The following is a 26,226-nucleotide window of genomic DNA, read 5'->3' on the forward strand; positions in this document are numbered from 1 at the left end:
GCGGCGGCGGGTCCTTTTCGCCTGCTTCCAGCCTCAAAGCGCCTCGTAATCCGAAGCGACATAGTCCTTGGACGGGTCCCAGTTGGGGAATACGAGATCGTCACGGCTGACGTTCGCCCCATTTTCCTTCGCCGTCTTGAAGGCAGCATCCAGCGCCGTATTGGTGGCCGAGACAAGCCTGGTCAGTTCACCCTTGATGTCGGTTGTCTGGCCAGTGAACAGGCCCTGAATGGTCTGGGCGGCGTTCGGAGTCGGCTCCTGATAAATGCTGGCGACCGCCGCAAGCTCGGGGTTGCGCGCGAACGGGTTCGGCGAAATGCGGATGGTCTGCTCGAACATCTGCAGCGCCTTTTTCGATCGCGCCGACATGGTCGATTGTTCGACAGCCTTCGGAAAGATCGGCGGATCGGAGGAGCCAACGACATTGCCCCAAGCAACCTGGCCCTCTTCCGTGCCAAGATAATGGAAGATATCAGCGGCAACGGAAGCGTTCTTGGACTTCGAATAGATGAACATGGTGTTCGACGCCGAGGCCAGAGAGCCGACGATGGAGTAGCCGCCCTTGCCGGGGGTCGGTGCGATGCCGAAATCGAAATTCGGGTTCTCGCGCTCCCACTGAGGAATGTTCCACGGCCCCTGAAGGATCATGCCGGCAGCGCCCTGCGGCATCATCGCGCGCGCCTGTGGCGCATTGATGCTCATCACGCCGGGGAAAATCGAACCGTCCGCCTTCAGCGCCAACAGAAGCTCGATGGCGCCGACGATTTCGTCGGCGTCGAAGACCACCTCGCCGGTGCGGAAATCGACGCCATTGCCGATCGACGTATCGCCGCAGGCCAGCCCGTTGGTCTGCGCCAGCATCCGGCAGGCATCCCACCAGCGATTGACCTGATTGCCGCCGATGATGAAGCCGAAAGCGCGCCCGGCATTCATCTCGGTGACCTTGGCCGCCGCCGCGCGGAATGTATCCCAGGTAAACGGCGTTGCCTCCGGGTCATAGCCGGCATCATTCAGGTATTTCCGGTTATAGAGCGTGAAAGCCGAACTGACGCGCGCCGACGTGTATGGCAGACCATAGGTCTTGCCGTTGAAGACGTTCAGCCCTTCCAGAAAGGCGCCGGGCGGAAATCCCTGCTTCCAGGTCTCGATATCCGGGATGAAATCGTCGTAGGCCTGCACCCAGCCCTCGTTGACGGCGTAGGCCGGCGGCATGTTGAGCGGCAGGTTGAAGACGTCCTGTGCGGTATTGTTGCGGATGCCGAGCGGCAGGACCTGGTTGATCTCGTTCCAGGGCAGTCCGTCATAGACCACTTCGATATCGCGCGCGCTGGCGTATTCCGGAAAGAACGCCTTGTAGAACGTCGCCTTCTGATCGCCGCTGTCGAGCCAGCGAAAAGGACCATCGGCATTGATCGGCCCGATGGGGGCCGGAATATCGAATTCCTGCGCGAAAGCCCGTCCAGCGCCGGTCAGCGCCAGTGCGCCGAGTGCAGCGCTGCCTGCCAGGAACTGGCGGCGTTTCATCGTTGTCATTTGCGTCATAGTCTCCTCCCTTGGCGCAACCTGACCGGTTTTCCGGTCAGGACAGACCCGGCAACATAGATCTACCATTGACGAACATTCGCGCATCCTCAGGCGAGTCCGCAGCCAACGTATGACGCCAACCGCAAATCTCCTCCTGCAGGCGGCGCCGGTAAACCATTCGATGACGGTTACGCACTGACGGATATCAATTGAAGTTATCAAAAACAAATGCCATTCTTTACTGCAGTGATAATGGAATTTGATACCTATGCTGGACAGAATGAGCCTGCTTTTCCGTTTCCGCGCCATTGCCGAAGCGGGCAGTGTACGCAAGGCATCGGAGGTCCTGAACGTGACCCAGCCCGCGCTTTCGCGGTCGCTGGCGCAACTGGAGGATTTTTACGATTCCAAACTGCTGGAGCGTCATGCCCGCGGCGTTCGTCCAACGCCTTTCGGCACGAAGCTTCTTTCAACGATATCGCGGCTTGCCCGCGACTGGGAACTCGCTGAAGCGGAGCTTGCCGGCAATGATCCTGCCGCCGAAGGGCGGTTGCGCATTCATGCCGGCCCGTTGTGGTCTTCCGTCGTGCTGCCGACGATAACCTCGAAGCTGCATACGCAATATCCCAATCTGACGCTTGAAATGGCGCCCAGCGTAGCCGGTTCATCCCAGGCGCTGATCGACGGTTTGATCGACGTTTCCTTCGGCGGGCTTTACGCGGAAAGCGAACATCCCAACCTGGAGACGCGCGCTTTTTCCAAGATCTGCGATCGCCTCGTCGCCCGCTCCGATCATCCGATCCATCAATGCCGCGTCGATGATTATGAAGCCGTGCATTGCTACCCCTGGATCATCTATTCCGCCGATCCGATCTACGAAGCGGAGACGCTGCACGCCGTCATGGAACGCACCGGGCGACTACCGCAGATCAGGGTGCGATCAAGCTCTCTTCTGGCCATTTTCCGCCTTCTGCAGGACGGCGACTACCTCTGCATCCTGCCGGATGCCGCCGCCCTCGGCATTCCCGGTCGTCCGATCCTGACCGTGCCGATCGAGCTTGGACGGCGCAATTCCGATACTGGCGCGGTCTACCGCAAGGCGATCAGCCACTATCCGCCGCTTCAGGCGCTTATGGCGCTGTGCGCGGACTATTTCGAGACCATCGACCAACGCGTCGCATAGCCCTCATGCACCGGCAATCCGAGGCATGCGGGTGGGTTCGGATTTCATGATGCCTTGTATCATGGCATGAAGCATCCTGGCCTTGAGGTCCTGCGAAGCGGGATCTCCCCACAGATTGTCGATCTCGCCGGGGTCATCCTGAAGGTCGAACAGTTCGCCGAAACGGCCCTGACGGTAAACCGTGATCTTGTAGCGCCGGTCGACATAGGTCTCGACATGCGGCATCACCGGGTTGTGCCGGTTCTCGCATAGAATAAAATCCCGCGCTTCCGGTCCGCCCCGCCAGTTCGACCATTGCGATACGCCCTGCATTTCGCCGGGCACGGCAATGCCGGCGGCCTCCAGAAAGGTCGGCGCCAGATCGACAAGACTCTGCATATCGCCACTGACCGCGCCGGCCGCGACCCTGCCCGGCAGCCTGACGATCATCGGCAGGCGCAGCATGTCCTCATAGTGAAACGGTCCTTTGGCGATGAGGCCGTGCTGGCCGAGAAAGTGACCGTGATCGGTGGTGAATACCACCAGCGTATTCTCCGTCAGACCCATATCATCGAGCCTGTCCAGAATGCGGCCGATCTCGGAATCGAGAAAGCTTATCATTCCGAAATAGGTGGCCTTGTCCCTCTTCAGATCTTCTTCCGGATAGAGATGGCTTTCGCAGCCATGTGCCTGATAGGGATCATGCCAGTCTCCGAAATCCGGATTTTCCTCCTGTGTCTTGCCAAAATGCGGCGGGTTGCGGTCGTGCTCGCCGGACGTGACCCGATCGATTTCCATATCGTCCGGATCGTACATCGATGCCCACGGCTCGCTGACGGTGTAGGGTGGATGCGGATCGTGAAAGCTCGCCCATAGAAAGAACGGCTTTCCGCTGCGGCCATGTTCTTCGAGGTAGGCAATGCTGCGCTCGGCGGTCCACGTCGTATAGTGCATATCGGCGGGAAGCGCCCACGAACGGTCAAGCCGGGTATAGCTGCCCTTCTTGCCGGTGCGCGGCGCTTTCGCAGCATTTTCGCCCGGAAGCGGCTGGAAATAATCGCGCCAGTCTACAAGCCCCTTCTCCTCCATCCAGATCGCATAATGCTGGCCTGCATGGCTTTCATCGGCGTGGTTGCGGGCGAGTTCCAGGTGTTCGAACCCATACCAGGTACGGTTAAACCCCCTCCAGAAATCAAGGTCGCGCAGGATCGGCTGACATTCGAGCGATTCCGACTCCGGGGTACTCGCGAGCGGCTGAAAATGCGCTTTGCCGACCAGCGCGGTATTGTAGCCTGCGGCTATCAGGTGATCGCCGACGGTCGGGACATCCTCCGGCAGCTTGACCCCGATTGTCCAGGCCCCGTGATGCGATGGGTACTGCCCGGTGATGATGCTTGCCCGCGATGGCGTGCAGACTGGCGAGGGACAATAGGCCCGGTCAAATCGCGTTCCTTCCAGGCACAATCGGTCAAGGTTCGGTGTCTTCAGCCCTGGTTCACGAACCCCAAGCGCGTTGTAGTGTTGCTGATCGGTGGTGATCAGCAAAATATTCGGCCTTATCATAAACGCCTCCCATCCCGACGCCGCACCATAGCGAAATGCGGCGGCAGGAGCTTTCGAAAGGCGTAACCGCTTCATGCAACAATTTTATCGCTCGCAGGTCGGAAGTGTTTCGATCGGAATTCCGTCAAAGCGAAGGCCGAATGACATTTCCGGCATTCCAAGAAAGAGCTTGTGCAAAATCTCGCCATCAGAGGACCGACACAGCACCCCTCACCCGCTACAGGTCATGTCGTTGTCACCAACGTCGAAAGCACATCCACTATGTCGCGTTCTTTCCCCCGCTTCCCGCCCCATGACTGAGGGTAAAGAAGTGCGGATCGCTCGCGCTTCATAGATAATGCCGTGGCGAATGACGGCTGCATTTTCAGACTTTGCTGAAGGCGGCGACCAGCATATCGGCGACCGCTCGCACAGCAGTCGCGTGTTTCAGATCAGCATGGATCACCATCCAGACGGGCCTTGCTTCGGGTTGCTCCTCAGAGGCACGGACGAGTTCCTTGCAAGGTTGCGCCATAACACAAGGCAGCAAGGCCACTCCAAGACCTGCTCGGGCGGCGGCGAACTGACTGTGAAAATCCCCGGTCAAAAGGTCGAGCGGGCGATTTCCGGCAAACTCTTCCAGCCAGCGTTGCTGGGGCACATGCGCCAGTGTTTCGTCAAACGCGATGAACCGCCATTGCTGCGGATGCAGTCTGGCGATATCCGGCGTCGCATAGAGTGCGAATTCGACCGAACCAATGCGCCGGGCGATGTTCTGCCTTCCCTGCGGCTCGACCATCCGTACCGCCAGATCAGCCTGGCCGCTGTCGAGTGAGGCGATGTGCGAATTGGCAGATAGCACGATCTGCAAATCGGGGTGATCGGCGCGCAGGCCGCGCATGGCCGGGATGATGATCTCGGTGACCAGAACAGGAGGGGCGGTCAGCCGCACGCGTCCGGTCAACGTACCCTGCGCGGCATGAGTCAGGCGATCGATCCGCTGCGCGCCCTGCTCCATCTCGCGGGCTATTGCGGCGACCTCTTTGCCCTTCTCGGTCAAGGGTGTGGAACGCGCAAGCCGGCGCACGAGCGTTTGCCCTAGGCTTTCCTCCAGCGCGGAAATACGCCTGGACACAGTGGCGTGATTGACACCCAATGCCCGCGCCGCGCCGGCCAGCGAGCCTTCGCGATCCAGCACCGCCAGCACTTGCAGGTCATCCCAGTTCATCTGATAGATATTGCACAGATGGCGTGCGAGGTCATGCAGTTTTCATGAGGCTCTATGGCTGCGAGAAAGAGTCGATCAGAACAGGAGTACGAATGATGGTCCCCACATTTCCGCTTGGAGCCGATGGCCCGCAACTGCCCGCGATTGGTCTTGGTTGCATGGGCATGTCCGAATTCTATGGCGAGACCGACGATGCGCAATCGCTCGCCGTTCTGTCCCGCGCCCATGAACTGGGCGTGCGGATGTTCGACACGGCCGATATGTATGGCAACGGCCATAATGAGGAATTGCTGTCGCGTTTCCTGAGACAGGGCCACCCAGACACCTTCATCGCCACCAAGTTCGGCATTCGCAAGGCTCCGGGCGAATATGCCCGCAGCATCGACAACAGCCCTGAGTATATCAGGCAGGCCTGCGATGCCTCGTTGAAACGCCTGGGCGTTGAACAGATCGGTCTCTATTATGTCCACCGGGCCGAAGCGGGACGCCCCATCGAAGAAACGATGCAGGTGCTGGTCGATCTCGTGCAGGCGGGCAAGATCGCGCGGATCGGATTGAGCGAAGTCTCCGCCGATACCCTGCGCCGCGCCCATGCCGTGCATCCTGTGGCTGCCGTGCAGAGCGAATACTCGCTGACCACCCGCGATATGGAAGCCGAGGTGCTGCCTGCCTGCCGCGAGCTCGGCATCGCCTTTGTCGCCTATAGCCCCTTGGGGCGCGGGCTGCTGTCCGGCTCGCTGGATCGCGATAGCCTTGCCGAGAACGATTTCCGCCGCAATGCCCCGCGCTTCGGCGATGAGGCGCTGGCGGCCAATAATGCGCGGCTGGGCACCCTGCGCGCCATTGCCGACATGCGCGAGGCGACACCGTCACAGGTCGCGCTCGCTTGGGTGCTTGCCAAGGGAGCGTTTGGGATCCCCGGCACCAAGCGTCTGATCTACCTGGAACAGAACATCGCTGCCGCCAGCCTCCGCTTGTCCGCCGATGACATCGCCAGGCTCGACCGTGCCTATGCGCCAGGCAGTTTCTCCGGCGAGCGCTATACCGCCGAGGGCATGAAAGGAGTGAACGTATGAACGCGCCCGCCATGTCCCCCACACAGACCGGACAGATCGGCAATCACGCGATGAAGGGGATGACTGGCAAGGCACAGGAAACGATCCTGGCTTCGGGATGCGCCGCATATGATCGCTCTGACGCATCCCGAAGACCTTGGTGCAGCAATCTTGAAGCCAATGTGATAGCCTGCCTTGACGATCTCAAGAGCGTTGTTCCTATCCCGCAACAGGTGGGTTAAGGCGTGCAAAGCCTTCCTGCCGGCGGTAGGGGAAATGCGGATAAGGCGCGGTGACGGCACTCGCCTTATCCAGTTTGGCGATCTGTTCGGGTGTCAGGGCCCACCCGACCGCGCCGAGATTCTGGCGAAGCTGTTCCTCATTCCGAGCACCGATTATGACCGAGGAAACGGTTGGGCGTTGCAGCAGCCAGTTGAGCGCGATCTGCGCAACGGTCTTGCCGGTTTCCCCGGCGATCTCGTCGAGCGCATCGACAACGCGATAGAGGTGCTCGTCGTCCACCGGCGGTCCGAAGCTGGCGGTTTCGCGCAAACGGCTGCCTTCTGGCAAAGGCGAATCGCGCCGGATTTTTCCTGTTAGCCGGCCCCAACCGAGGGGTGACCAGACCATTGCGCCAAGGCCTTGGTCCTGCCCGAGCGGCATCAAATCCCATTCGTAATCGCGCCCGATCAGCGAATAATAGACCTGATCGGCGACATAGCGCGGCCAGCCATAGCGGTCGGCGACGGCCAGCGATTTCATGATCTGCCAGCCGGAAAAATTGGATACGCCGACATAGCGCACTTTCCCGGCGCGGACGAGCGTGTCGAGTGTCGAAAGAACTTCTTCGACAGGTGTGCCGGCATCGAAAGCATGAAGTTGCAACAAGTCAATGTAATCGGTCTGCAAGCGGCGCAGCGCATCTTCAACAACCCGGATCAGACGGAAGCGGGACGAGCCTGCATCGTTCGGCCCATCGCCCGTTGGCAGGCTGGCTTTGGTTGAAAGCAGCACTTCGTCGCGGCGCCCCTTCACGGCCTCACCCAACACTTCTTCGGAGGCGCCATCCGAATAGACATCGGCGGTGTCGAACAGGTTGACACCCGCTTCCAGGCAGATGTCCACGAGACGGCGCGCCTCGGTCGCATCGGACGTGCCCCAGTTGCTGAACAGGGGGCCAGCGCCGCCGAACGTGCCCGTGCCGAAGCTGAGGACCGGCACTTTGAGGCCGGATTTTCCGAGGGGGCGATAGTCCATGAGATTGCTCCTTACTGGATGGAATTGAAGGGGGATGAGGGCATCGCAGCCTCATGATTGCGAATGGCAAAAAGCGCGATTACGATGGCAAAAAGCGGGAACACTGCGGCCGCCAAGGGCAGGAAAGCCATGCCCGGACCGTGGTCGACAACCATGCCGCCCGCCCATGCGCCGATTGCATTGCCGAGATTGAAAGCCCCTATATTGAAACTTGAGGCAAGGCTCTGACCCGCGCCATCGGCTTTCGACAGCACCCACATCTGTAAAGGTGCGACGGTGGCGAAGCCGGTCGCTCCCAGCAGGCCGGTAAAGACAATGGCCAATGTCCGGATGTCCATTGCCCAGGCCATTGTCGCCAGGGTGATGGCAAGTGCGGCGAGCGTGCCGATGATCGCATGAATGAGGTTGCGATCCGCCAGCCGACCACCCACCAGATTGCCCGCGACCAGACCGCCGCCGAACACCAGAAGAACCGCCGAGACCGCGCTTTCATCAAAGCCGCTGGTTTCCGTCAGCAGCGGCGCGATGTAGGTGAAGACTGCGAAAACGCCCGCATAGCCGAGCACGGTAGTCAACAGCCCCAGCAAGACCGGAGGGCGAACGATTGCGCGTAGATCGACGCGCCAATCTGTCGATTCCGGGGTGCTTCGGTCCCGAGGCAGCAGCGTGACAAGAACGACCAGCGCGATCAGCCCGACCAAAGTCACTGCCCAGAATGTCGCGCGCCAACCGTAACTCTGACCGAGCCATGTGCCGAATGGCACGCCGAGCACAGTCGCGACCGTCAGACCGGTGAACATGATGGCGATCGCCGACGCGCGCTTGTCTTCGGCAACAAGGCTGGTCGCAACCACAGCTCCGACGCCGAAGAAGGTGCCATGCGTCAGCGCAGTCAGCACACGCGCCGCCATCAACCAGCCATAGCCAGGCGCGAGCGCGCAAGCTGCATTGCCGATGATGAAAATGACCATCAGCCCGACCAGCACTTGTTTGCGCGGCGAGCGGGCAGTGAGTGCAGTCAAAACAGGCGCGCCAACCGTGACACCGAGCGCATAACCGGAAATCAGCAAGCCCGCGGCCGCGATGGTGACGTCCAATTCGCGGCTGACTTCAAGAAGCAGGCCCATAATGACAAATTCCGTGACGCCGATTCCGAAGGCCCCGACCGTCAGAGCGTAGAGCGCTAGCGGCATGATAAATCCCAACTTCATTCAGTTCTGTTTCCTGAGAGATAGACGAGCGGTATTCGATGAAATAGACTGCCTAGTGGAATATCATTTGTGATTTGAGATCATCATGGCGCGCCTTGAAACCAACCGATCAGGCGAGATGGAAGTGTTTGTCCGCGTGGTCGAACACGGGGGATTTTCGCCCGCCGCTCGCGTTGCGGGCATGACGCCCTCAGCCGTCAGCAAGCTGATCGCACGGTTGGAGGCGCGGCTTGGTACGAGGCTGATCAATCGTTCGACGCGCCAACTTCAAATCACACCGGAGGGGTGCGCATTCTATGAAAGGGCGACGCGTATCCTCGCCGATATGGAGGATGCCGAGCGGGCGGCTGGCATTGGCGAGCAGGCCGTGGGCCGCGTGCGCATCAACACCAGTGCCTCATATTTCAACCATATACTCGCTCCAGTGCTGCCGGAGTTTCTGGCGCTGTATCCAGCGGTCACGCTCGATATCGTCCAAACCGATGCCGTGGTCGATCTTCTTGCCGAGCGCACGGATGTCGCCATCCGGGCCGGGCCAATGAAAAGTTCCAGCCTTGTGGCCCGGAAGCTCGGCGAGACGGCGTTGACCATCGTCGCATCGCCTTCATACCTGAAACGCTGTGGCGAACCGGGCAGCATTGCCGATCTCGAACAGCACAACCGACTTGGCTTTGGTTATGCACGCGCGGTTAATGGCTGGAAGCTATGGGAAAATGGCGAGGTCAGACTCGTACCAGCCACCGGCCAGGTACAGGCGAGCGATGGAGAAGGGTTGCGCCATCTGGCACTTTCGGGCGTTGGCATTGCTCGGCTTGCTCATTTCACGGTGCGCGCAGATATCGCTGCCGGGAGGCTCATACCGATCCTCCGTCATCTCGACATCGGCGAGAAAGAGGATTTTCACGCCGTCCATATCGGCCAGGGCGGTCCGCTGCCGTCTCGCGTCAGGTCGGTGCTGGATTTCTTGGCAAAACACGGACAGGTGTCGTGACGGCCTAATTCGGAAGGTTATGGCGTAGGTGTAGTTCTCGGTTTCAACGAGAGGATCTCGTTCGCCCTGGTCCAGAGGACGGCACTGCCTTGGTTCTTGGCGTGCATATTCCGTCCTGATCGGATGGACGGGCTACATCCGTGCCCCAGTAACGTGTCAAGCAGAGACGTTACTGGTCAGCCACTGCTCTGGAAATCCGACATCGGCAACGCCACCTAAGTGCAGAATGGTCGAGAGCCAGCGGCCGAGCGGCACGACGGAAGCAGAGCGGAAAGATGACGGTACAATTCGACTTCGATAACAGCTACGCGCGTCTCGGCGCCGCCTTCCACCGTCCAACCGTGCCGTCGCCCGTCGCCGCGCCGCATCTCCTGAAGCTGAACCGACGGCTCGCCGAAGAGCTCGGGCTCGACGCGGATCAGTTGGACAATGACGGGGCTGAAATCTTCGCCGGCAACCAGCTCCCGACAGGCGCCGAGCCGATCGCGGCCGCTTACGCCGGACATCAATTCGGAAACTTCGTGCCGCAACTCGGCGATGGGCGCGCCATCCTCCTCGGCGAGGTCGTCGACCGAGAGGGTCGGCGTCGCGATATTCAACTGAAGGGCGCCGGCCCCACCCTCTTCTCGCGCAGCGGCGACGGACGGGCAGCACTCGGCCCGGTCCTGCGCGAATATCTCGTCAGCGAGGCCATGGCCGCGCTCGGCATCCCAACCACGCGGGCGCTGGCCGCGGTCGCGACGGGAGAGCCAGTCTACCGGGAAACGGCCCTGCCGGGCGCGGTCCTTACGAGGGTCGCCTCCAGCCATATACGCGTCGGCACGTTCCAGTTCTTCGCGGCCAGGGGGGATGACGAAGCGGTTCGAAAACTCGCCGACCATGTGATCGACAGGCATTACCCCGATGCCGCGGTCGCTTCCAATCCCTACCGCGCTCTTCTGCAAGGCGTCTGCACCCGTCAGGCCGAACTCGTCGCACGCTGGATGCAGATCGGCTTCGTGCACGGCGTCATGAACACCGACAATATGTCGGTTGCCGGGGAAACGATCGACTACGGCCCGTGTGCCTTCCTCGATGCTTACGATCCCGCAACCGTCTTTTCCTCGATCGACCGCCACGGGCGTTACGCCTATGCCAACCAGCCCCGCATCGCGAACTGGAACCTCGCACGTCTGGCAGAATGTCTGCTTCCTCATCTCGATCCGGACGAAAACAAAGCCATCGAAGCCGCACAAGAAGTCCTTTCCGGCTTTGCCGACGCGTTCAACACCGCTTATGTCGACGGTTTTCGCGCGAAGATAGGTTTGCAGACACCGCAAAAGGAAGACGCCGCGTTGATCGAGAATCTTCTTGGGCACATGGCACGGCAGAAGGCGGATTTCACCCTGACCTTCCGCAATCTCGGCAAAGCGGCGGAAAGCGAGCAGGCCGACGGGGCGCTGCGCGGTCTCTTTGCTGATCCAACCGCCTATGACGGCTGGGCGGCGCGCTGGCGTCAACGCCTCGCGGTTGAACCGGGAGAGCCGGGTGAACGTCGTGTTGCAATGGATGCGGTGAACCCGGCGATCATTCCGCGCAACCACCTCGTCGAAGAAGCCCTTGCCGCCGCGATGGCCGGCGACCTGGCACCCTTCGAACGCTTGAACGAAGCACTGGCCACGCCCTTCGAGGATAAGGCGGAATTCGCCGATTATGCGGGCCTTCCGCCGGTGCCCGAGACGGCGTACCGAACCTTCTGCGGCACGTAAGCGCGCGGCCTGCGAGCGACGCAATCCTATTAGGCGGACCGGGGAGCGGCTCTTTCAATGGCGGTTATCGGGATCATTTCGGCTACGCACGGGATGCTGCGCCCGAGGCCTTGTCGGTGATCCAAGGCGTGCAGCACACGCCGGCGACATCGGCAAGCCGGAGATAATTTCTGGCCTTGCCGCCGAGCTCGCTCCGGTCACCGTCATTCGCGGCAATGTCGACGTCGCGGATTGGGCGCGGGCATTCGCACCGTGCCAGCACAGAAACGGTCGACTGCATTTTCTATCTGAACCCCGGAAGCGGCGGACCCAAACGCTTCACTCTTCCGACAATAATTGCGACCCGCCACTTTGAGGGAAACTCGATCCCTACTGTAACCTGCCTTTGCAATGACCCTTGGCGACTTCAGATGTCCAACTGTTATGACCGCGCATACCTTCTTTTCAAGCGTCTGTATCGCAGCAGCCGTCATCTTCTGGCTCTGATTTAAGGTCCCGATCATGAGCCGCTTCATGCCATCAACTCCCCGTTCGGACGGTCCGGCCCGCGCGCAAGACCGATGAATTAAAAACAAGTTATTCCATATTTGGAATGGACAATTCCAAATATGGGTGGTATGCATTTTGTCAAACGGAGGAAAGCAAGATGGCGACGCTGTCACTCAGGAACGTGCGTAAGTCGTATGGCGCGCACGATGTCATTCACGGCCTTGATCTTGATATTGGCGACACCGACTTCGTCGCGCTGGTCGGGCCGTCGGGTTGCGGCAAGTCGACATTGCTCCGGATGATCGCCGGTCTCGAGGAACTGAGCGGTGGGGAAATTTATATTGGCGAGGAGAATGTCGGCGAGAAAATGCCGAAGGATCGCGACATCGCGATGGTGTTTCAAAGCTATGCGCTCTACCCCCACATGACCGTGCGGGAGAACATGTCTTTCGCGCTCAACCTGCGCAAGATGCCCAAAGTCGAGGTGAACCGCGCCGTCGAGGAGGCAGCGGAAATCCTCGGATTGACCGAATTGCTCGAACGGCGTCCAAAGGATCTGTCGGGCGGACAACGGCAGCGCGTGGCGATGGGACGCGCCATCGTGCGCTCGCCCAAGGTTTTCCTTTTCGACGAACCGCTTTCCAACCTGGACGCCAAGCTGCGCGTGACCATGCGGGCCGAAGTCATCAAGCTGCACCAGAAGCTGGAGACCACGTCCGTCTACGTGACCCACGACCAGGTCGAGGCGATGACCATGGCTGACCGGATTGTCGTGATGCGCGCGGGACGGATCGAGCAGGTCGGAGCCCCGCTTGAGCTTTACGATTATCCCGAAAATGTTTTCGTCGCTCAATTCATTGGCACGCCAACCATGAATATCGTCCAGGGCGACGTTCGCGACGGGCGACTTTCGCTTTTCGGAGGAACCTGCGCGCTGGAGATGGAGGGACAGGTGCCCGACGGCCCGCTTCTGGTGGGGATACGCCCCGAACATATCGAGGTCCGCGCGCCGGGCGAAGGTGGGGTCGCTGCCACGCTCGACCTCGTCGAGCCGATGGGCAATGAGACCATGACGAGCTGCACGATCGGCGACACCGCAGTGCAGACCTGCGGAACACGCAGGATCGCATGGCATCACGGAAGCCCGGTTTCGCTCGAATTCGATCCGGAAAAGCTGCATTTCTTCGACCCGCAGACCGAAATCCGCCTCGGGCATATTGCGCGGCGCGTGACGGCGGGAGTGGTCTGAATGAATATCATCACCATTCTGGTCGACAGCCTGAACCGCGACGCGCTTTCGATCTACAACCCCGAAACCGAAGTTCAGACCCCGAACATCACCCGGCTGGCCGCCAGGGGAACGGTCTTCGACAATCATTTCGTCGGAAGCCTGCCCTGCATGCCCGCCCGCCGTGAAATCATGGCCGGGCGCAAGGAATTCCTGTGGCGTCCTTGGGGGCCGCTCGAGGTGTTCGACCCGCGCCTTGCAAAAGTGATGTCGAACGCGGGTTGGCGCACCGGGCTCGTCACCGATCACTACCACTACTGGGAAGAGGAGGCGAACGGCTATATCGAGCATTTTGACTCCGCCGAATATGTCCGTGGCCACGAGATGGACCGCTGGAAGCTCGCGGACATGTCGGGCCCGGTCCCCGCATGGGTAGAGCGCATGGCCGCTTTCCGCGACGAAACCTACACGCGCCAATACTGGGCCAATGTGAAGGACTTCCGCGACGAGGAGGATTACTTCCCCGCCAAGGTCTTCAAGGGAGCCGCCGACTGGCTGGACGAGAATGCCAAGGACGGTCCGTTCTGGCTCCATGTCGAGAATTTCGACGTGCATGAGCCCTTCGACGTCCCCGAGCCTTATGCATCCATGTACACGCAGGACGCCTCTGCCCGCGATCGCTACACCGTCTGGCCGCCTTATCAGAAATACGACGCATTGCGCGAATTCATGGCGCAGACCTCGACCGAGGAACTGGACTTTGTGCGCTCCCAATACCACGGCAAGGTGACAATGGCCGATCGCTGGCTGGGCCACCTCCTGGACCGGCTTGATGCGCTGGATTTGTGGGACGACACGGTGGTGATCTTCACGACCGACCACGGTCATGATCTCGGCGCGCGAGGCGTGTTCGGCAAGCAATATCCACATTGGGACTCGCATGCGAACATTCCCTTCGTGATGTGGCACCCCGATTTCCCCGGCAACGGGCGACACGAAACCCGGCTTTCCCAGACCGTGGACATTTTCGCGACCGTGGCCGATGCTGTGGGGGCGGAGGCGCCCGAGGCCAGTCGCCACAGCCGGTCCCTCATGCCCCTGATCCGCGATGAGGAGCCGGTGCGCGACGCGGTGCTTTATGGAACGTTCGGACAGGGCATCTGCATCACGGACGGAGACTGGACGCTGTTCAAGTCGCCCGTGCCTGATGCGCCGCTCCATGTCTATTCCACGATGATCGTGCGACCTCTGATCGTCGACAATCCGGTTGACGGGCGCGTCGGCACTCTGCCGTCGCAACCCGTGGAGCAGGGATATTTCGACCCCTCCGTTCCCTATCCGATGTGGAAGATGCCGATCACGATCGACCCGCGCAGCTATGAAGATTTCCTTTTCGATCGCAAGTCGGATCCGGCGCAGTCCCGCAATCTCTGGCAGGACAGGCCCGAGGTTCGCGACCGGATGCTGCAGCGCCTGCGCACGCTTATGGAGCAGGAGGGTGCGCCAGATGACCAATGGACGAGACTTGGCCTCGCACGGGACGCGCGAGCTGTCGAACCGGCGCAGTGACTTAAGGATGGGCTATGCTCGACGACAGGATATACTGGCATCGCAAACCGGCAACACGGGGAAGACGATGAGTATCGAAGAACGACCAATGACGCCCAATGACCGCATGCTGAAGGTGCTCGAATACCTCAGCGGGGCCAAACAATCCCCGGTGCGTCAGTCCGAGATGGCGCGCGATTGCGGCATCTCGCCGGCGACGTTGAGCCGGATCATCAACGTGCTCTCGGAATGGGGATATGTGCTGCGCACCAGCAACAACCAGGTCATCGGCAACTTCCGCTTTCAACGCAATGTGCAAATGAGCGAAGACTATCAGCGGGTGCTGAACCAGTTGGTCACCGAGATCGGGCGCAAATACGATGTGGTTGCGGAAGTCATCGTCAACGCCGGGAACGACCTGCTGTGGCAAAGTTCAACTGCCCCCAGCAACCGCAGCTTCAGCCTGCGTGCGCAACCGGGTTTCCGGCGTGGTCTGATGGAGCTTGACGTTCTGTCCCGGCTCTATCTTGCACGGCTGGACAACGAGCAGCTTCGCTCGATCTTCGACCGGGTCAATTTCTCGACGACCGGCGTCCATATGCGCCTTCTCAACGAGAGCGAGGCGCTGGACGTGATCGAGGCAGCGCGGCCGATGATCGTGGACGGCGATTTCGACGGCAACCGACAGGGAATTCGTCGCTACGCAACCTATCTCACCGATCCCAAGGGGAATTTCCTGCATCTGCTCTCGCTCGCGGAGCCCGCGACGCCCAAGCCGGACCGGGCTGCGCACGAGGTTGAAATATCGAAGATACTTCACGAGGCGCGTGAAAGCCTCATGAAGCATATGAGCCAGAAGAGCTCACAACATAGCAACCGTCTTAAAGCTCGGGAGGAGCTTGGCGGCTGATCGTTTAAACCGGAGGAAATATGAAAATCCTACACAGTTTCATGTCCGCGGCCCTTGCCGCGGCAATGGCGGGGCTTTGCCTGACGGCACCCGCTTTCGCCCAGGACGAAGAGATCAATGTGATGATGTTCTCTTTGCCCGTCACGCGCGGCATTGCGGATCTCGCCGACGAATTCGAAAAGGAGACCGGAATCAAGGTCAATGTCGAAGTCGTGGGGCAGAGCGTCTTCGAAAACCAGGTCATGCTGGCGTTCACGGGGCGGACCGGAGATCTCGACGTGGTTCACGTGCCTGCTATCCAGCTTCAGCGCTGGGTAGCCGCCGGCTGGCTTACGCCGATGGATGACCAGATTGCCCAAATGGAGGATGTCGACGGCTTCTTTCCCTCGGCGCTCTCCACCTACGAGGTGAATGGCAAGACCTATGCCCTGCCGATGTTCGTCGAGACTGGTCTGATGGCCTATCGCAAGGACCTGATCGATACGCCGCCCAAAACATGGGAAGAGACCCGCAAGGTCGCGGCCGAGGTCAACTCGGACGAAACCGCGGGGATCGTCATGCGCACCTCACCGGGACAGGGCTTCAACATGTTCGTCCTGCCGATGATCACGCGCGCCTATGGAGGCAAGTTCTTCAAGGACTTTCCCACCGACATGACGCCTGTGATCGACAGTCCGGAAAACCTCGAGGGGCTTGATCTCTACACCTCGATGTTGACCGAAAGCGGTCCGCCCGGCATCTCGAACATCAACTATCCCGAGGCCGTGGCTGCCATGCAGGCCGGCAATGTCGCGATATTTATCGACGGGACGTCGAATATCGTTCCGACGCTGGACCCGAAGGCAAGCAAGGTCGCGGACAAGATCGGCCTTGCGCCGGTGCCCGAGGGGCCGGATGGACGTTCGCCCGCGATCGCAGTCCATGGCCTGGGTATTCCTGCCGCATCGAAAAATGCCGAGGCTGCGGCGAAGTTTATCGACTGGGCGACCAGCGAGAAGGTGCAGGAGGAAATCGCGATCAGGGAATCTTTCCCGGATTTCACCCGCCCTGCGGTCGGCGACGATCCCGAAGTCGCTGAAAAATATGCCGAGATCAGCCCGGATCTCATCAAATTGCGTGCGGATTCGCTGAATGCCACGATCCCGAATTACCGGCCGCTGATCGTGGAATGGCCGGAAATCGGCGCGGCGATCGGCGATAACGTGAATTCGGCCCTCAACGGCATCCAGTCCAATGCTGACGCCCTCAAGAACGCGCAGACGGAAGTAGAGGCGATCCTCAACCAGTAGCCGTACGCGCAGGCCGCGCCCCTCGTCTCCCTTGTGGGGGGCGTGGCCGAATACCGGGATCTGAACGATCTGCTCATTGAAGGCGTCGCATGACGTCAAAAGGACCTTTCCATGCCCAACGACATCGCAACGAAGTCAGGCGTGAACCCGCGCAGCAATCGAACCAATTCGCTGCAAGCGCGCCGCCGCCGCGAGTACGTCCGGTTTCTCTATCCGACGATCTTCTGCGCCGTTCTGTTTTCCGTCGTGCCTCTGGCAGGCATGTTCGCGTTGTCCCTGACCGATTTCCACCTCATCAAGGGCTGGGGCGGGCACTGGGGGCTGCAGAATTTCGTTCGCCTGCTGAGCGATAGGCGCTTTCTCAACTCAATTTACGTAATGCTCGCTTTGAGCGTCGGCGGGGTTGTCGTACAGCTCGTGATCGGCACCGCCATCGCCGTGGGGCTCGATCAAATCGTGCCGAAGTGGAAAGTGGCGCGCGGTCTGTTCACCATTCCCTTCGCCGTGCCGCATGTCGCGGTCGCGCTGATCTGGCTGTCACTCTACACCCCGACGCTTTCGCCCATCAACGCGGCACTCGAGGCGCTGGGGCTGCCTCAGCCGGTCTGGTTCTCGACACAGACCGGGGCGATCGCCGCGATCGTGATCGCCGATACCTGGGCCAACTTTCCCTTCGTCATGCTGCTCATACTCGCCGCTTTGCAGGGAATTCCGCGCGATCTGAAGGAGGCGGCCGCGATTGACGGCGCGAGCCAGTTGCGCGCCTTCTTCGTAATTACGCTGCCGCTCCTGAAACCGGCGCTTCTGCTGGTCACGCTGTTTCGCTTCATCGAGACGCTCAAGCATTTTCCGCTGATCTACGTAATCACCAAGGGCGGTCCGGGACGCTCGACACAGGCCACGAACTATTATGCCTACGTTCAGTCCTTCGAGAATTCCAACATCTCTTACGGCGCCGCCATCTCGGTAACGCTGTTTCTGTTCGCCGCGCTCGCCAGCTACTGGGTCGCGCGCATCAATTCGAGGATCAACGCATGATCGATCGCCGTTCCGGATATCGTTTCGCGCTGGGCCGCCTGATGATGGTCGTCCTGCTGTGCTTCGCGCTTCTGCCGATGATCTGGTCGCTTCTGCTGACCTTCCGGCCCAAGCTCGCGCTCTTCGAGCCCATCTGGCAATCGCCGCTTTCCTGGTCGCTTGAAAACTTCCAGGCGCTGGCGCGCTCCGACTTTCCCGGCGCGCTTGTCAACAGCGCCATCACCGCGGGCGGTTCCACGCTGCTGGCGCTTGTCATCGGGGTTCCGGCCGGCTTTGCGCTTGCCAAGGGACGGCTGCGGGGGACGTTCGCGACGTCCTGGGCGCTGCTTCTCCTGCGCATGGCGCCACCCATCGGGATCGTTCTGCCGCTCTTTCTGGTCTATCTCAACCTGGGCCTGCTCAATACCCGGATCGGGCTGATATTCGCCTACATGTCGTTGACGTTGCCCTTTGTCGTCTGGTCGATGTGGACCTCGTTCGCGCAGATCCCCTCGGACCTGATCGAGGCGGCCGCGATCGACGGGGCGAACCTGCCGCAGATCCTGTGGAAGATCGTGCTGCCGGTCGCGCGCCCGGGCATCGTTGCGGCGGCGATCCTCGGTTTCCTGCTGGCATGGAACGACTTCTTCTTCGCGCTGATCCTGACCCGCGGCGAGACGGCCACGGCCCCGGTCGCGATCATGAATTTCGTATCCTATTCCAGCGTCGAATGGGGTTCGATCGCGCTGGCCACGATCGTGCTGACCCTGCCGATCGTGCCCGTGATCCTCTTTGCCAATCGTTACATCGTTCAATCACTCGGAGGCGCCGTCAAAGGATGAAACGCAGTCAGCCACAGGGGCAGAGGCCCAACATCGTCTTCATCATCACCGACCAGCAGCGCGTCGACACAATCGCTGCGACCGGCCACCCATGGATGGACACGCCCAATCTGGACCGGCTGGTGAATGAGGGCACCTATTTCAAGAACATGTATGTGACGGCCCCCTCCTGCTCCCCTTCGCGCGCCTCTCTTTTCTCGGGGACCTACCCGCACACCAATGGCGTGTTTCGCAATGACGAGACCTGGTCCTATTGCTGGGTGCAGACGCTGGCGGATGCCGGGTATCGCTGCGTGAATGTCGGCAAGATGCACACCTTTCCGGTCGAGGCGCCCTTTGGTTTTCACGAGCGCCACGTGACCGAGAACAAGGACCGCAGCGATCCGACCGTACCGTTCTATCTCGACAACTGGGACAAGGCGCTCTGGGCGCGCGGTCTGACCAAGCCCGATACCGAAACCTACAAGCATCGCCAGGATTACCGAACCAGTCTCGGAGCCTTCGTATGGGAACTGCCCGAAGACATGCACTCGGACAATTTCGTGCCGGACATGGCCTGTATGTGGCTTGATCGCTGGAACGGGAGCGAGCCGTTCTTCCTGCAGATCGGCATTCCCGGGCCGCACCCGCCCTACGACCCGGTGGCGCGATGGTTCGAGCACTATCTCGCCAAATCTGATCTGCCCGAGCCGATCCGCGAGGACATTCCCGATCTGATCGAGCCTGTGCGCAAGCTCAAACAGAAGCATCAGGATTCCCAATATGACGCGATAATCCACATCCCCGATCCGACGTCCGAGCAGTTGCACCGGCAGCGCGCCGCCTACTATGCCAATGTCTCGATGATCGACGAACAGGTGGGAAATATCCTCGCCGCGCTGGAGCGACGGGGCGTGCTGGACGAGACGATCGTGATCTTCACGTCCGATCACGGCGACTGCCTGAACGACCACGGCCTCTCGCAGAAATGGTCGATGTACGACCAGAGCGTGAAGATTCCGGCCGTGGTCTGGGCGCCCGGACGCCTGGCCGAAGGAAAGACGGTCGAGGGACTGGTATCGCTGATGGATCTCGGGCCGACGGTTCTTGAACTTGCCGGTGTGAAGGTGCCCGGATTCATGGAGGCGATTTCACTCAAGGGGCATCTGGACGGCAGCGGCGGCGAGGTGCGCGACGCAGTCTATTCCGAGCAGGCTCGCGACCTGATCGTGCAGGCGAGCGAGTTTCAGACGATGATCCGAAAGGATCGATGGAAGCTCGTGCATTACGTCGACTACACCGACGGACTGCTCTTTGACCTCGAGTCAGATCCGCGCGAGGTGGTAAACCTCTGGGACGACCCCGATCACCTCGCCATCCGGACTGCGCTGATCGAAGATATCCTTCGATGGCGGATTCTGAGCTCGACGCGAACGCAGTCCTACGTGCTCGAAGCCGCGACATAGTCCCGGGGGATCCATCCAGCTTGCCGGAGGTTCTGCGGTCTGGCCGAGCCGGTCAATGACGCTTCACCTCCCCCTTGCCGGTATGGCGGTCGATCCGCCTCTCCAGACCGCCCTCTACCGGCCCCTTCTCCAGACCGGGCACCCTGCGGCGGAGCTTTCTTCCAGCCGCAACCGGAGTCCGGTTGGTATTTATGCGGGTCGATGCAGGTTGAGCCATCGTCCGACGCGGCGCCTTTCAAAGCACTGTCGCCGATTTGCTGCGCGAGATGACCGGCTTTGTTGCCGAGACACTGATGGCGGCGGCAGTGCGCGAGAAGAATGCGTTCCGGCCGCAGATGAAACGCCAGGTGCGTCAAGCTGCGCGACCTTTGTGAACAGTGTTACAACGCGCTGTCTATTTCTGAAATACTGGGTTCACCACCACCGACGATAGTACATCCAATGCTTCGGATGAATTGCCGGACCAGGGCGCGACGCGAGGTCCGTCGTTTCATTGCGATGCCGGTCGGGGATGGAGAGCAGGCTTGCGTCAATTATCAGCCGGATTGACGGGGCGCGCCCCGATGGCGGGCGAACCGGGCTCAGGCGCAAGCTCGAACACGTGACGTGTCTGAAGAGGCTCATCCGTTACCGGACATTATAGAGCGCGTCCAGGAAAAGTGGATACCGGTTTTCCGTCCGGAGGCGCGTAAAAACAAAAAGATAGAGCATTTCCGGGTGAACCGGTTTTCACCGGAAATGTTCTAGTCTCCCCGCCGTCGCCGGCGTGGAGTTTCGGCCAAAGCCGGAGACAAGGCCGACAAGGATCGTAAACAGCCATATAAGGAGGGCAGAACATGAAAACAGCAGCTATTCTCGCAGCAGCGGCGACATTTGGACTGATGTCATCGGCGGCGGCATTTGCCGCGGACGGCAAGGTCATCGTCTACACCGCCGCGCCACAGGAACTCGTCGACAAGATGGTGGAGGGCTTCGAGGCAGAGTCCGGCATGCAGGTCGAACTGATCAAGGCCGGCGCCGGCGAACTCATCAATCGCCTGAAGGCGGAGAAGGGGCGCGAAACCTCGGACGTCCTGTGGTCGGTCGGCGGTGAAATCCTTCAGGCCAATCCCGATCTGTTCGGCGACTACCAGCCGGAAGGATCCGATCATATCGTTGAAGCCGTGCGCCCCGACGGCAAATGGACGCCTTTCACGGTGATCGCCACAAGCTTCGTCATCAACACCGACGAATTGAGCGAGGATGAATGGCCCAGAACCTGGGAAGACCTCGCCAAGCCGGAATACAAGGATCGGGTTTCGATCGCGCGCCTCGACAAGTCGTCGTCCGCCTACATCCAGCTCGCCACGGTCCTGCAGATTTATGGTCTGGAAAAGGGCTGGGATCTTTACAGCCGTATCCTCGACAACACCATGCTGTCAAACTCTTCGGGCGCCGTGCCGAAATTCGTCAATGACGGCGAGGCCTGGGTCGGCGTTTCGAACGAGGATGTCGGTTTGCGCTTCAAGTTCGGCGGCGGACCGGTCGACGTGATCTATCCGGCCGACGGGACGACGGCGCAGGCCGATGGCATGGCGATCATGGCAACGCCGGCGAATGAAGAAGGCGCGAAGGCCTTCCTCGATTACGCCCTGTCCAAGGAAGGCCAGGAAATCGTGGCATCGATCGGCCGGCGTCCCGTGCGTGACGACGTTCCCGCAAGCGATGCGCTGACGCCGCTCTCCGATCTGAACCTGATCAAATATGATATCGATTGGGCCTCCGAATATCGCCCAACCGCTCTCCAGGAGTGGAACGAAGTGATCATGACCAAGTGATTGCCCGAAGGGCGGCGTGGAGCATCTCGCAGTCAGGTGGAATCGCCTGGCGTCCGCAAAAAAGCTCTCGCGCCGCCCTTCGCATCATTCCGCGAAAATTTAAACTCAGGAACGGATCATGGCGCGCGTACGTATCACCGATCTGAAGAAGACCTATGGCGACTTCACGGCGCTGGAAAACATCTCTCTCGATATACCCTCCGGCGCGTTTTTCACCTTGCTGGGCCCCAGCGGCTGCGGCAAGACCACGCTTTTGCGCGCGATTGCGGGCTTCCATCTGCAGGATAGCGGCACCATTCATGTCGATGAGGAATCGATCGGCGACAAGCCGGCACATCTGCGCGATGTCGGCATGGTGTTCCAGGATTATGCCGTGTTTCCGCACCTCAACGTTTTCGACAATGTCGCCTTCGGTCTGCGCCAGCGCAAGATCGGCGGCGAGGCGCTGAAGAAACGCGTCGGCGAAATGCTTGATATCGTTCAGCTCGGCCCATTGGCCGAGCGTATGCCGCATCAGCTTTCCGGCGGCCAGCAACAGCGCGTCGGCCTGGCGCGCGCGCTCGTCATACGGCCCAAGGTGCTGTTGATGGACGAGCCGCTTTCCAATCTCGACGCCAAGCTGCGCGTCGACCTGCGCCGCGATATCCGCGACCTTCAGCGCGAATTCGGCATTACCACGATCTACGTGACCCACGACCAGGAAGAGGCGCTGGCGATCTCCGATCACGTCTGCGTCATGTATGGCGGCATCGCCCAGCAGGTGGCCTCGCCCTGGGATGTCTACAGCCGCGCGGCCAATCTGTTCGTGGCCTCGTTCGTCGGCTCGAACAACCGCATGAAAGCCGAATTCTCGGACGGCCGACTGACCATTGCCGGAGCGTCCTTCGCGCGCGCGACGTCCGGGGCCAATGGCCCGGTCATCGCCACCATTCGCCCGGAGAAGGTCGCGGTCGGCACGGATGGTCCAGACGCCTCCGTCAAGATGAGCGGTACCGTGCGCCATGCCATGTTTATAGGCCGCGAGCTCGAGATTTCCGTCGAGACGGACGCTGGCGCGATAACCGCCCTTGTCGAACCGCGGGAGGATGTGGTTCGGCTGCGGCCCGGAGACAAAGTCGGGATCTCTCTGCCCTTTGATGATTTTTCGGTCTATGAGGATCGCGAAAACGGGAGGCTGCTGTCATGACCGCCGTTCCGCTTTCCGAACCGCAGCGAAAAAGCTGGCGAAGGCTGTTCAATTTCTGGAATGTCGTCTTCGCGCTCTGCTTCGTCGTGATCGCGATCCTGCTGATCGCGCCGCTTTCCGAAGTCTTCATCGTCGGCTTCGTCGATCCGCAAAGCGGCAACTTCACGCTCGGCAATTATGCGCAGGTGCTTTCGCATCCCTATTATCTGGGCGCCTTGCGCAATTCGATGCTGGTCGGCATCGGCGGTATGATCGGCGCCTGTCTCGTGGGCGTGCCGCTTGCCTATTTCGTTGCCCGTTTCCAGGTGAAGGGGCGCAGCGTCATTTCGACGGTGGCCGTGCTGGCGCTGGTCTCGCCGCCATTCATCGGCGCCTATTCCTGGATTCTTCTTCTCGGAAACAACGGCTGGATCACCCGCCCGCTGCGCGATCTCGGCCTCGACATTCCATCGATCTACGGCACGTCCGGCATCATTCTGGTGTTCACGCTGAAGTTCTTTCCCTTTGTTTACCTGATGACCGAGGGCGCGCTGCGCTCGATCAACCGGTCGTTCGAAGAGGCAGCCGCCAATCTCGGCTGCTCTCCGCTGTCGCGCTTCTTCAAGGTGACGTTGCCGCTGGTATTCCCGGCGGTGAGTTCGGGCGCCATTCTGGCTTTCGTGCTGTCGATCGCCGATTTCGGAACGCCGGCGATCATCGGGCGGAATTTCCGGACGCTGTCGACCATCGCCTATAACCAGTATACGTCGGAGATGGGCGGAACGCCGTCGATTGCCGTCGCAATCTCGGTGCTCATGATCGTCATCTCGATGGCGGCAGTGGTGTTGCAGCGCTACTTTCTCAGCAAGCGGCGTTACGCCGGCGCGCTCACCAACCTGCCCGAACAGAAGAAACTCGTCGGCCTGCCGAACTGGCTGGTGCATGGCTTTTGCTATTTCGTCGTGGTGATGGCCTCGCTGCCGATGATCATCGTGTTCTACACGTCGATTCTCGCCACCAGCGGCCCGGTCTTTACCGGCGGGTTCGGGCTGTCGAGCTATGAGCGCGTATGGAACGAGTTGCCCAATGTCGTCGGCAATTCCTTCACCTTCGCCTTCGCCGCGGTTGCGATGATCACCATTACCAGCGCCTTCATATCCTATATCGTCGTGCGGCGCGAAACCTGGCTTTCAGGCCTCTTGGACGGGCTTCTGATGGTGCCCTATGTGGTGCCCGGCGTGGTGATGGCGATCGGCTTTGCGCTGACCTTCAACAAACCGCCGGTCGACCTTATCGGAACGGCGCTGATCATCATCCTGGTCGTGTTCATCCGGCGTCTGCCCTACGGCGTGCGTTCGACGTCGACGATCCTCAGGCAGATCAAGCCCTCGATCGAGGAAGCGGCCATCAATCTCGGTGCGCCGCCGGCGCGCGCCTTTCTCAAGGTAACGGTTCCGATCATGATTCCCGGCATCATCATCGGGGCAATGATGAGCTTCATCACCGCCATCAACGAATTGTCATCGACATTGCTGCTCTATACCGGGGCGACTGCCACCATGCCGATCAAGATCTACGGCGCGGTGCTGGACGGAGAATTCGGCCTGGCGGCGGCGCTGTCGACAATTCTGCTGGTGAGTTCCGGCATCTGCGTCTTCGTCGTCTTCCGGATTTCCGAAAGCCGCGAGGGGGCCTTCGTCTGATCGTCGTGCGGCCCCCTGCCCTCGAGTGCAATGTCTCCGGCCCGCCAATGGGGCCGGAGCGAAAGGAGTATCAATGCGGATCGAATGTCTTTCCATATCCAAGTATCTGAATTCCGATCGGCCAGGCGATGATGTGCCGTTCGTGCTGCCGGATCGCTGCTATGCGGTTTTCGATGGCGCCACCGATGTGAACGGTTCGCAGATAGGAGGTGTGGGGTCAGGGCGGTTTGCAGCGCTTACCGCTGCCGGCTCTTTGGCTTCTCTGTTCAGCCGGCACGCCCCCGGCGCTTTGTCGACCGACGAAATCGTGTCGGCCATCAATGACGATCTGGCGGCGGCATTGGCGAATGAGAGCGCGTTGCAGGGACGCAAGGTCGGGGCCTCGACCACCATGGCTCTGATGGAGACAGTCGGCGAAAACCTGCGCTTCACCCTGATCGGCGACAGCGGCATCCGCATCAATGGCGAGGAGGTGTTTCAGGGGCTGAAGCCGGTGGACGACATCATGTCCGCCGGACGCGTGGCGCTCTACTTCCTGCTTCGCGACAGAAATGACGGTTGCGATCTGGAAGCGGAGTCGCGGCGCGGCGTATTCCACGGTTTCGATGCGGCAACGCCCGGGCTGATTTCGGCTGATGAAAGCGCGGTTTTGATAGACCGCGCCGCCGACATGCTGAAAGGCAACCTCGACGACGATCTGTTGCAATATGTCGCGCCGATGCTGAAGGCGGGCATCGCCAAGGGCCAGTACCGTTATGCCAACGATCCGGATCACCCGCTTGGCTACGCGGTCATCAACGGCACGAGATCGCGCGGGCACGGCCTTATGAGCTTCGAGCGGCCGACCGTGTCGGTGCGTTCGGTGGAGCTTTTCAGCGACGGTTATCTCGAACTGCCCGACGAGGTTTCGCTTGCCGCATGGGAGGAGACGGCGGCGCGAATTGAACGGGAGGACCCGCTGAAAATCGGAAAATATCCCGGCGTGAAGGGCTCCAATGCCAGCCAGCACTTCGATGACCGTACGGTTATCGTATTGCGGCAGTAAGCTTTTTCGC

Annotated in this window: 21 protein-coding genes; 15 read left to right on the forward strand and 6 right to left on the reverse strand. The window is 60.5% G+C overall.

The features are described from left to right. Window positions 1-33: 33 nt before the first annotated feature. Complete coding sequence (locus V6766_RS16555; RefSeq protein WP_448468306.1) at window positions 34-1,542, reverse strand: ABC transporter substrate-binding protein; 1,509 nt, start codon at window positions 1,540-1,542, stop codon at window positions 34-36. 250 nt (window positions 1,543-1,792) lie between these two features. Between V6766_RS16555 and V6766_RS16560 the strand changes: the two genes are divergently transcribed. Continuing rightward, a complete protein-coding gene (locus V6766_RS16560; protein ID WP_448468308.1) occupies window positions 1,793-2,707 on the forward strand; it encodes a LysR family transcriptional regulator in 915 nt (304 codons plus the stop codon). A 3-nt stretch (window positions 2,708-2,710) separates the two neighbouring features. On the opposite strand, the gene V6766_RS16565 is transcribed toward V6766_RS16560, so the two are convergent. Together V6766_RS16565 and V6766_RS16570 are read right to left on the reverse strand one after the other, a co-directional pair. Continuing rightward, window positions 2,711-4,249, reverse strand: coding sequence for a sulfatase family protein (locus V6766_RS16565; protein ID WP_448468310.1), 1,539 nt, complete (start codon window positions 4,247-4,249; stop codon window positions 2,711-2,713). A gap of 364 nt (window positions 4,250-4,613) precedes the next feature. Next, on the reverse strand, window positions 4,614-5,456 hold the full coding sequence (locus V6766_RS16570; protein WP_448468312.1) for a LysR family transcriptional regulator: 843 nt from the start codon (window positions 5,454-5,456) through the stop codon (window positions 4,614-4,616). A gap of 92 nt (window positions 5,457-5,548) precedes the next feature. Between V6766_RS16570 and V6766_RS16575 the strand changes: the two genes are divergently transcribed. Next, complete coding sequence (locus V6766_RS16575; RefSeq protein WP_448468314.1) at window positions 5,549-6,532, forward strand: aldo/keto reductase; 984 nt, start codon at window positions 5,549-5,551, stop codon at window positions 6,530-6,532. A gap of 198 nt (window positions 6,533-6,730) precedes the next feature. On the opposite strand, the gene V6766_RS16580 is transcribed toward V6766_RS16575, so the two are convergent. Continuing rightward, complete coding sequence (locus tag V6766_RS16580) at window positions 6,731-7,768, reverse strand: aldo/keto reductase (protein ID WP_448468316.1); 1,038 nt, start codon at window positions 7,766-7,768, stop codon at window positions 6,731-6,733. Window positions 7,769-7,779: 11 nt separating this feature from the next. Beyond that, entirely contained in the window at window positions 7,780-8,961 is a 1,182-nt protein-coding gene (locus V6766_RS16585) for an MFS transporter (protein WP_448468418.1), read from the reverse strand. A 103-nt stretch (window positions 8,962-9,064) separates the two neighbouring features. Between V6766_RS16585 and V6766_RS16590 the strand changes: the two genes are divergently transcribed. Beyond that, on the forward strand, window positions 9,065-9,970 hold the full coding sequence (locus tag V6766_RS16590; protein WP_448468318.1) for a LysR family transcriptional regulator: 906 nt from the start codon (window positions 9,065-9,067) through the stop codon (window positions 9,968-9,970). A 275-nt stretch (window positions 9,971-10,245) separates the two neighbouring features. Next, window positions 10,246-11,718 (forward strand): protein adenylyltransferase SelO, encoded by a 1,473-nt coding sequence (locus tag V6766_RS16595; protein ID WP_448468320.1) that lies wholly within the window; start codon window positions 10,246-10,248, stop codon window positions 11,716-11,718. Window positions 11,719-11,800: 82 nt separating this feature from the next. On the opposite strand, the gene V6766_RS16600 is transcribed toward V6766_RS16595, so the two are convergent. After that, window positions 11,801-11,998, reverse strand: a complete 198-nt coding sequence (locus V6766_RS16600; RefSeq protein WP_448468322.1) for a hypothetical protein — start codon at window positions 11,996-11,998, stop codon at window positions 11,801-11,803. Between the two features lie 366 nt (window positions 11,999-12,364). Between V6766_RS16600 and V6766_RS16605 the strand changes: the two genes are divergently transcribed. The 11 genes from V6766_RS16605 (at window position 12,365) to V6766_RS16655 (ending at window position 26,216) form a co-directional block, all read left to right on the forward strand. Continuing rightward, window positions 12,365-13,456 (forward strand): ABC transporter ATP-binding protein, encoded by a 1,092-nt coding sequence (locus V6766_RS16605; protein ID WP_448468324.1) that lies wholly within the window; start codon window positions 12,365-12,367, stop codon window positions 13,454-13,456. After that, complete coding sequence (locus tag V6766_RS16610; protein WP_448468326.1) at window positions 13,457-15,004, forward strand: sulfatase; 1,548 nt, start codon at window positions 13,457-13,459, stop codon at window positions 15,002-15,004. It abuts the gene before it with no gap. Window positions 15,005-15,071: 67 nt separating this feature from the next. After that, window positions 15,072-15,893, forward strand: a complete 822-nt coding sequence (locus tag V6766_RS16615) for a MarR family transcriptional regulator (protein ID WP_448468328.1) — start codon at window positions 15,072-15,074, stop codon at window positions 15,891-15,893. Between the two features lie 20 nt (window positions 15,894-15,913). After that, entirely contained in the window at window positions 15,914-17,182 is a 1,269-nt protein-coding gene (locus V6766_RS16620; RefSeq protein WP_448468330.1) for an ABC transporter substrate-binding protein, read from the forward strand. 111 nt (window positions 17,183-17,293) lie between these two features. Further along, window positions 17,294-18,220, forward strand: coding sequence for a carbohydrate ABC transporter permease (locus V6766_RS16625; protein ID WP_448468332.1), 927 nt, complete (start codon window positions 17,294-17,296; stop codon window positions 18,218-18,220). Next, the gene (locus V6766_RS16630; RefSeq protein WP_448468334.1) at window positions 18,217-19,041 is read left to right on the forward strand and encodes a carbohydrate ABC transporter permease; all 825 of its coding nucleotides are present in this window, start codon (window positions 18,217-18,219) and stop codon (window positions 19,039-19,041) included. The genes V6766_RS16625 and V6766_RS16630 overlap by 4 nt, the downstream gene beginning before the upstream one ends. Continuing rightward, window positions 19,038-20,486, forward strand: a complete 1,449-nt coding sequence (locus V6766_RS16635) for a sulfatase family protein (protein WP_448468336.1) — start codon at window positions 19,038-19,040, stop codon at window positions 20,484-20,486. Before V6766_RS16630 ends, V6766_RS16635 begins: the two co-directional genes overlap by 4 nt. Before the next feature lie 836 nt (window positions 20,487-21,322). Continuing rightward, a complete protein-coding gene (locus tag V6766_RS16640; protein ID WP_448468338.1) occupies window positions 21,323-22,303 on the forward strand; it encodes an extracellular solute-binding protein in 981 nt (326 codons plus the stop codon). A 118-nt stretch (window positions 22,304-22,421) separates the two neighbouring features. Then, entirely contained in the window at window positions 22,422-23,489 is a 1,068-nt protein-coding gene (locus tag V6766_RS16645; RefSeq protein ID WP_448468341.1) for an ABC transporter ATP-binding protein, read from the forward strand. Further along, window positions 23,486-25,171, forward strand: a complete 1,686-nt coding sequence (locus tag V6766_RS16650; protein WP_448468343.1) for an ABC transporter permease — start codon at window positions 23,486-23,488, stop codon at window positions 25,169-25,171. The genes V6766_RS16645 and V6766_RS16650 overlap by 4 nt, the downstream gene beginning before the upstream one ends. Window positions 25,172-25,244: 73 nt before the next feature. After that, window positions 25,245-26,216 carry a hypothetical protein gene (locus V6766_RS16655; RefSeq protein WP_448468345.1) on the forward strand — a complete coding sequence of 324 codons (972 nt, stop codon included), beginning with the start codon at window positions 25,245-25,247 and terminating at the stop codon, window positions 26,214-26,216. The last annotated feature ends 10 nt before the right edge of the window (window positions 26,217-26,226 follow it).

Source organism: Martelella sp. AMO21009, from assembly GCF_053484295.1.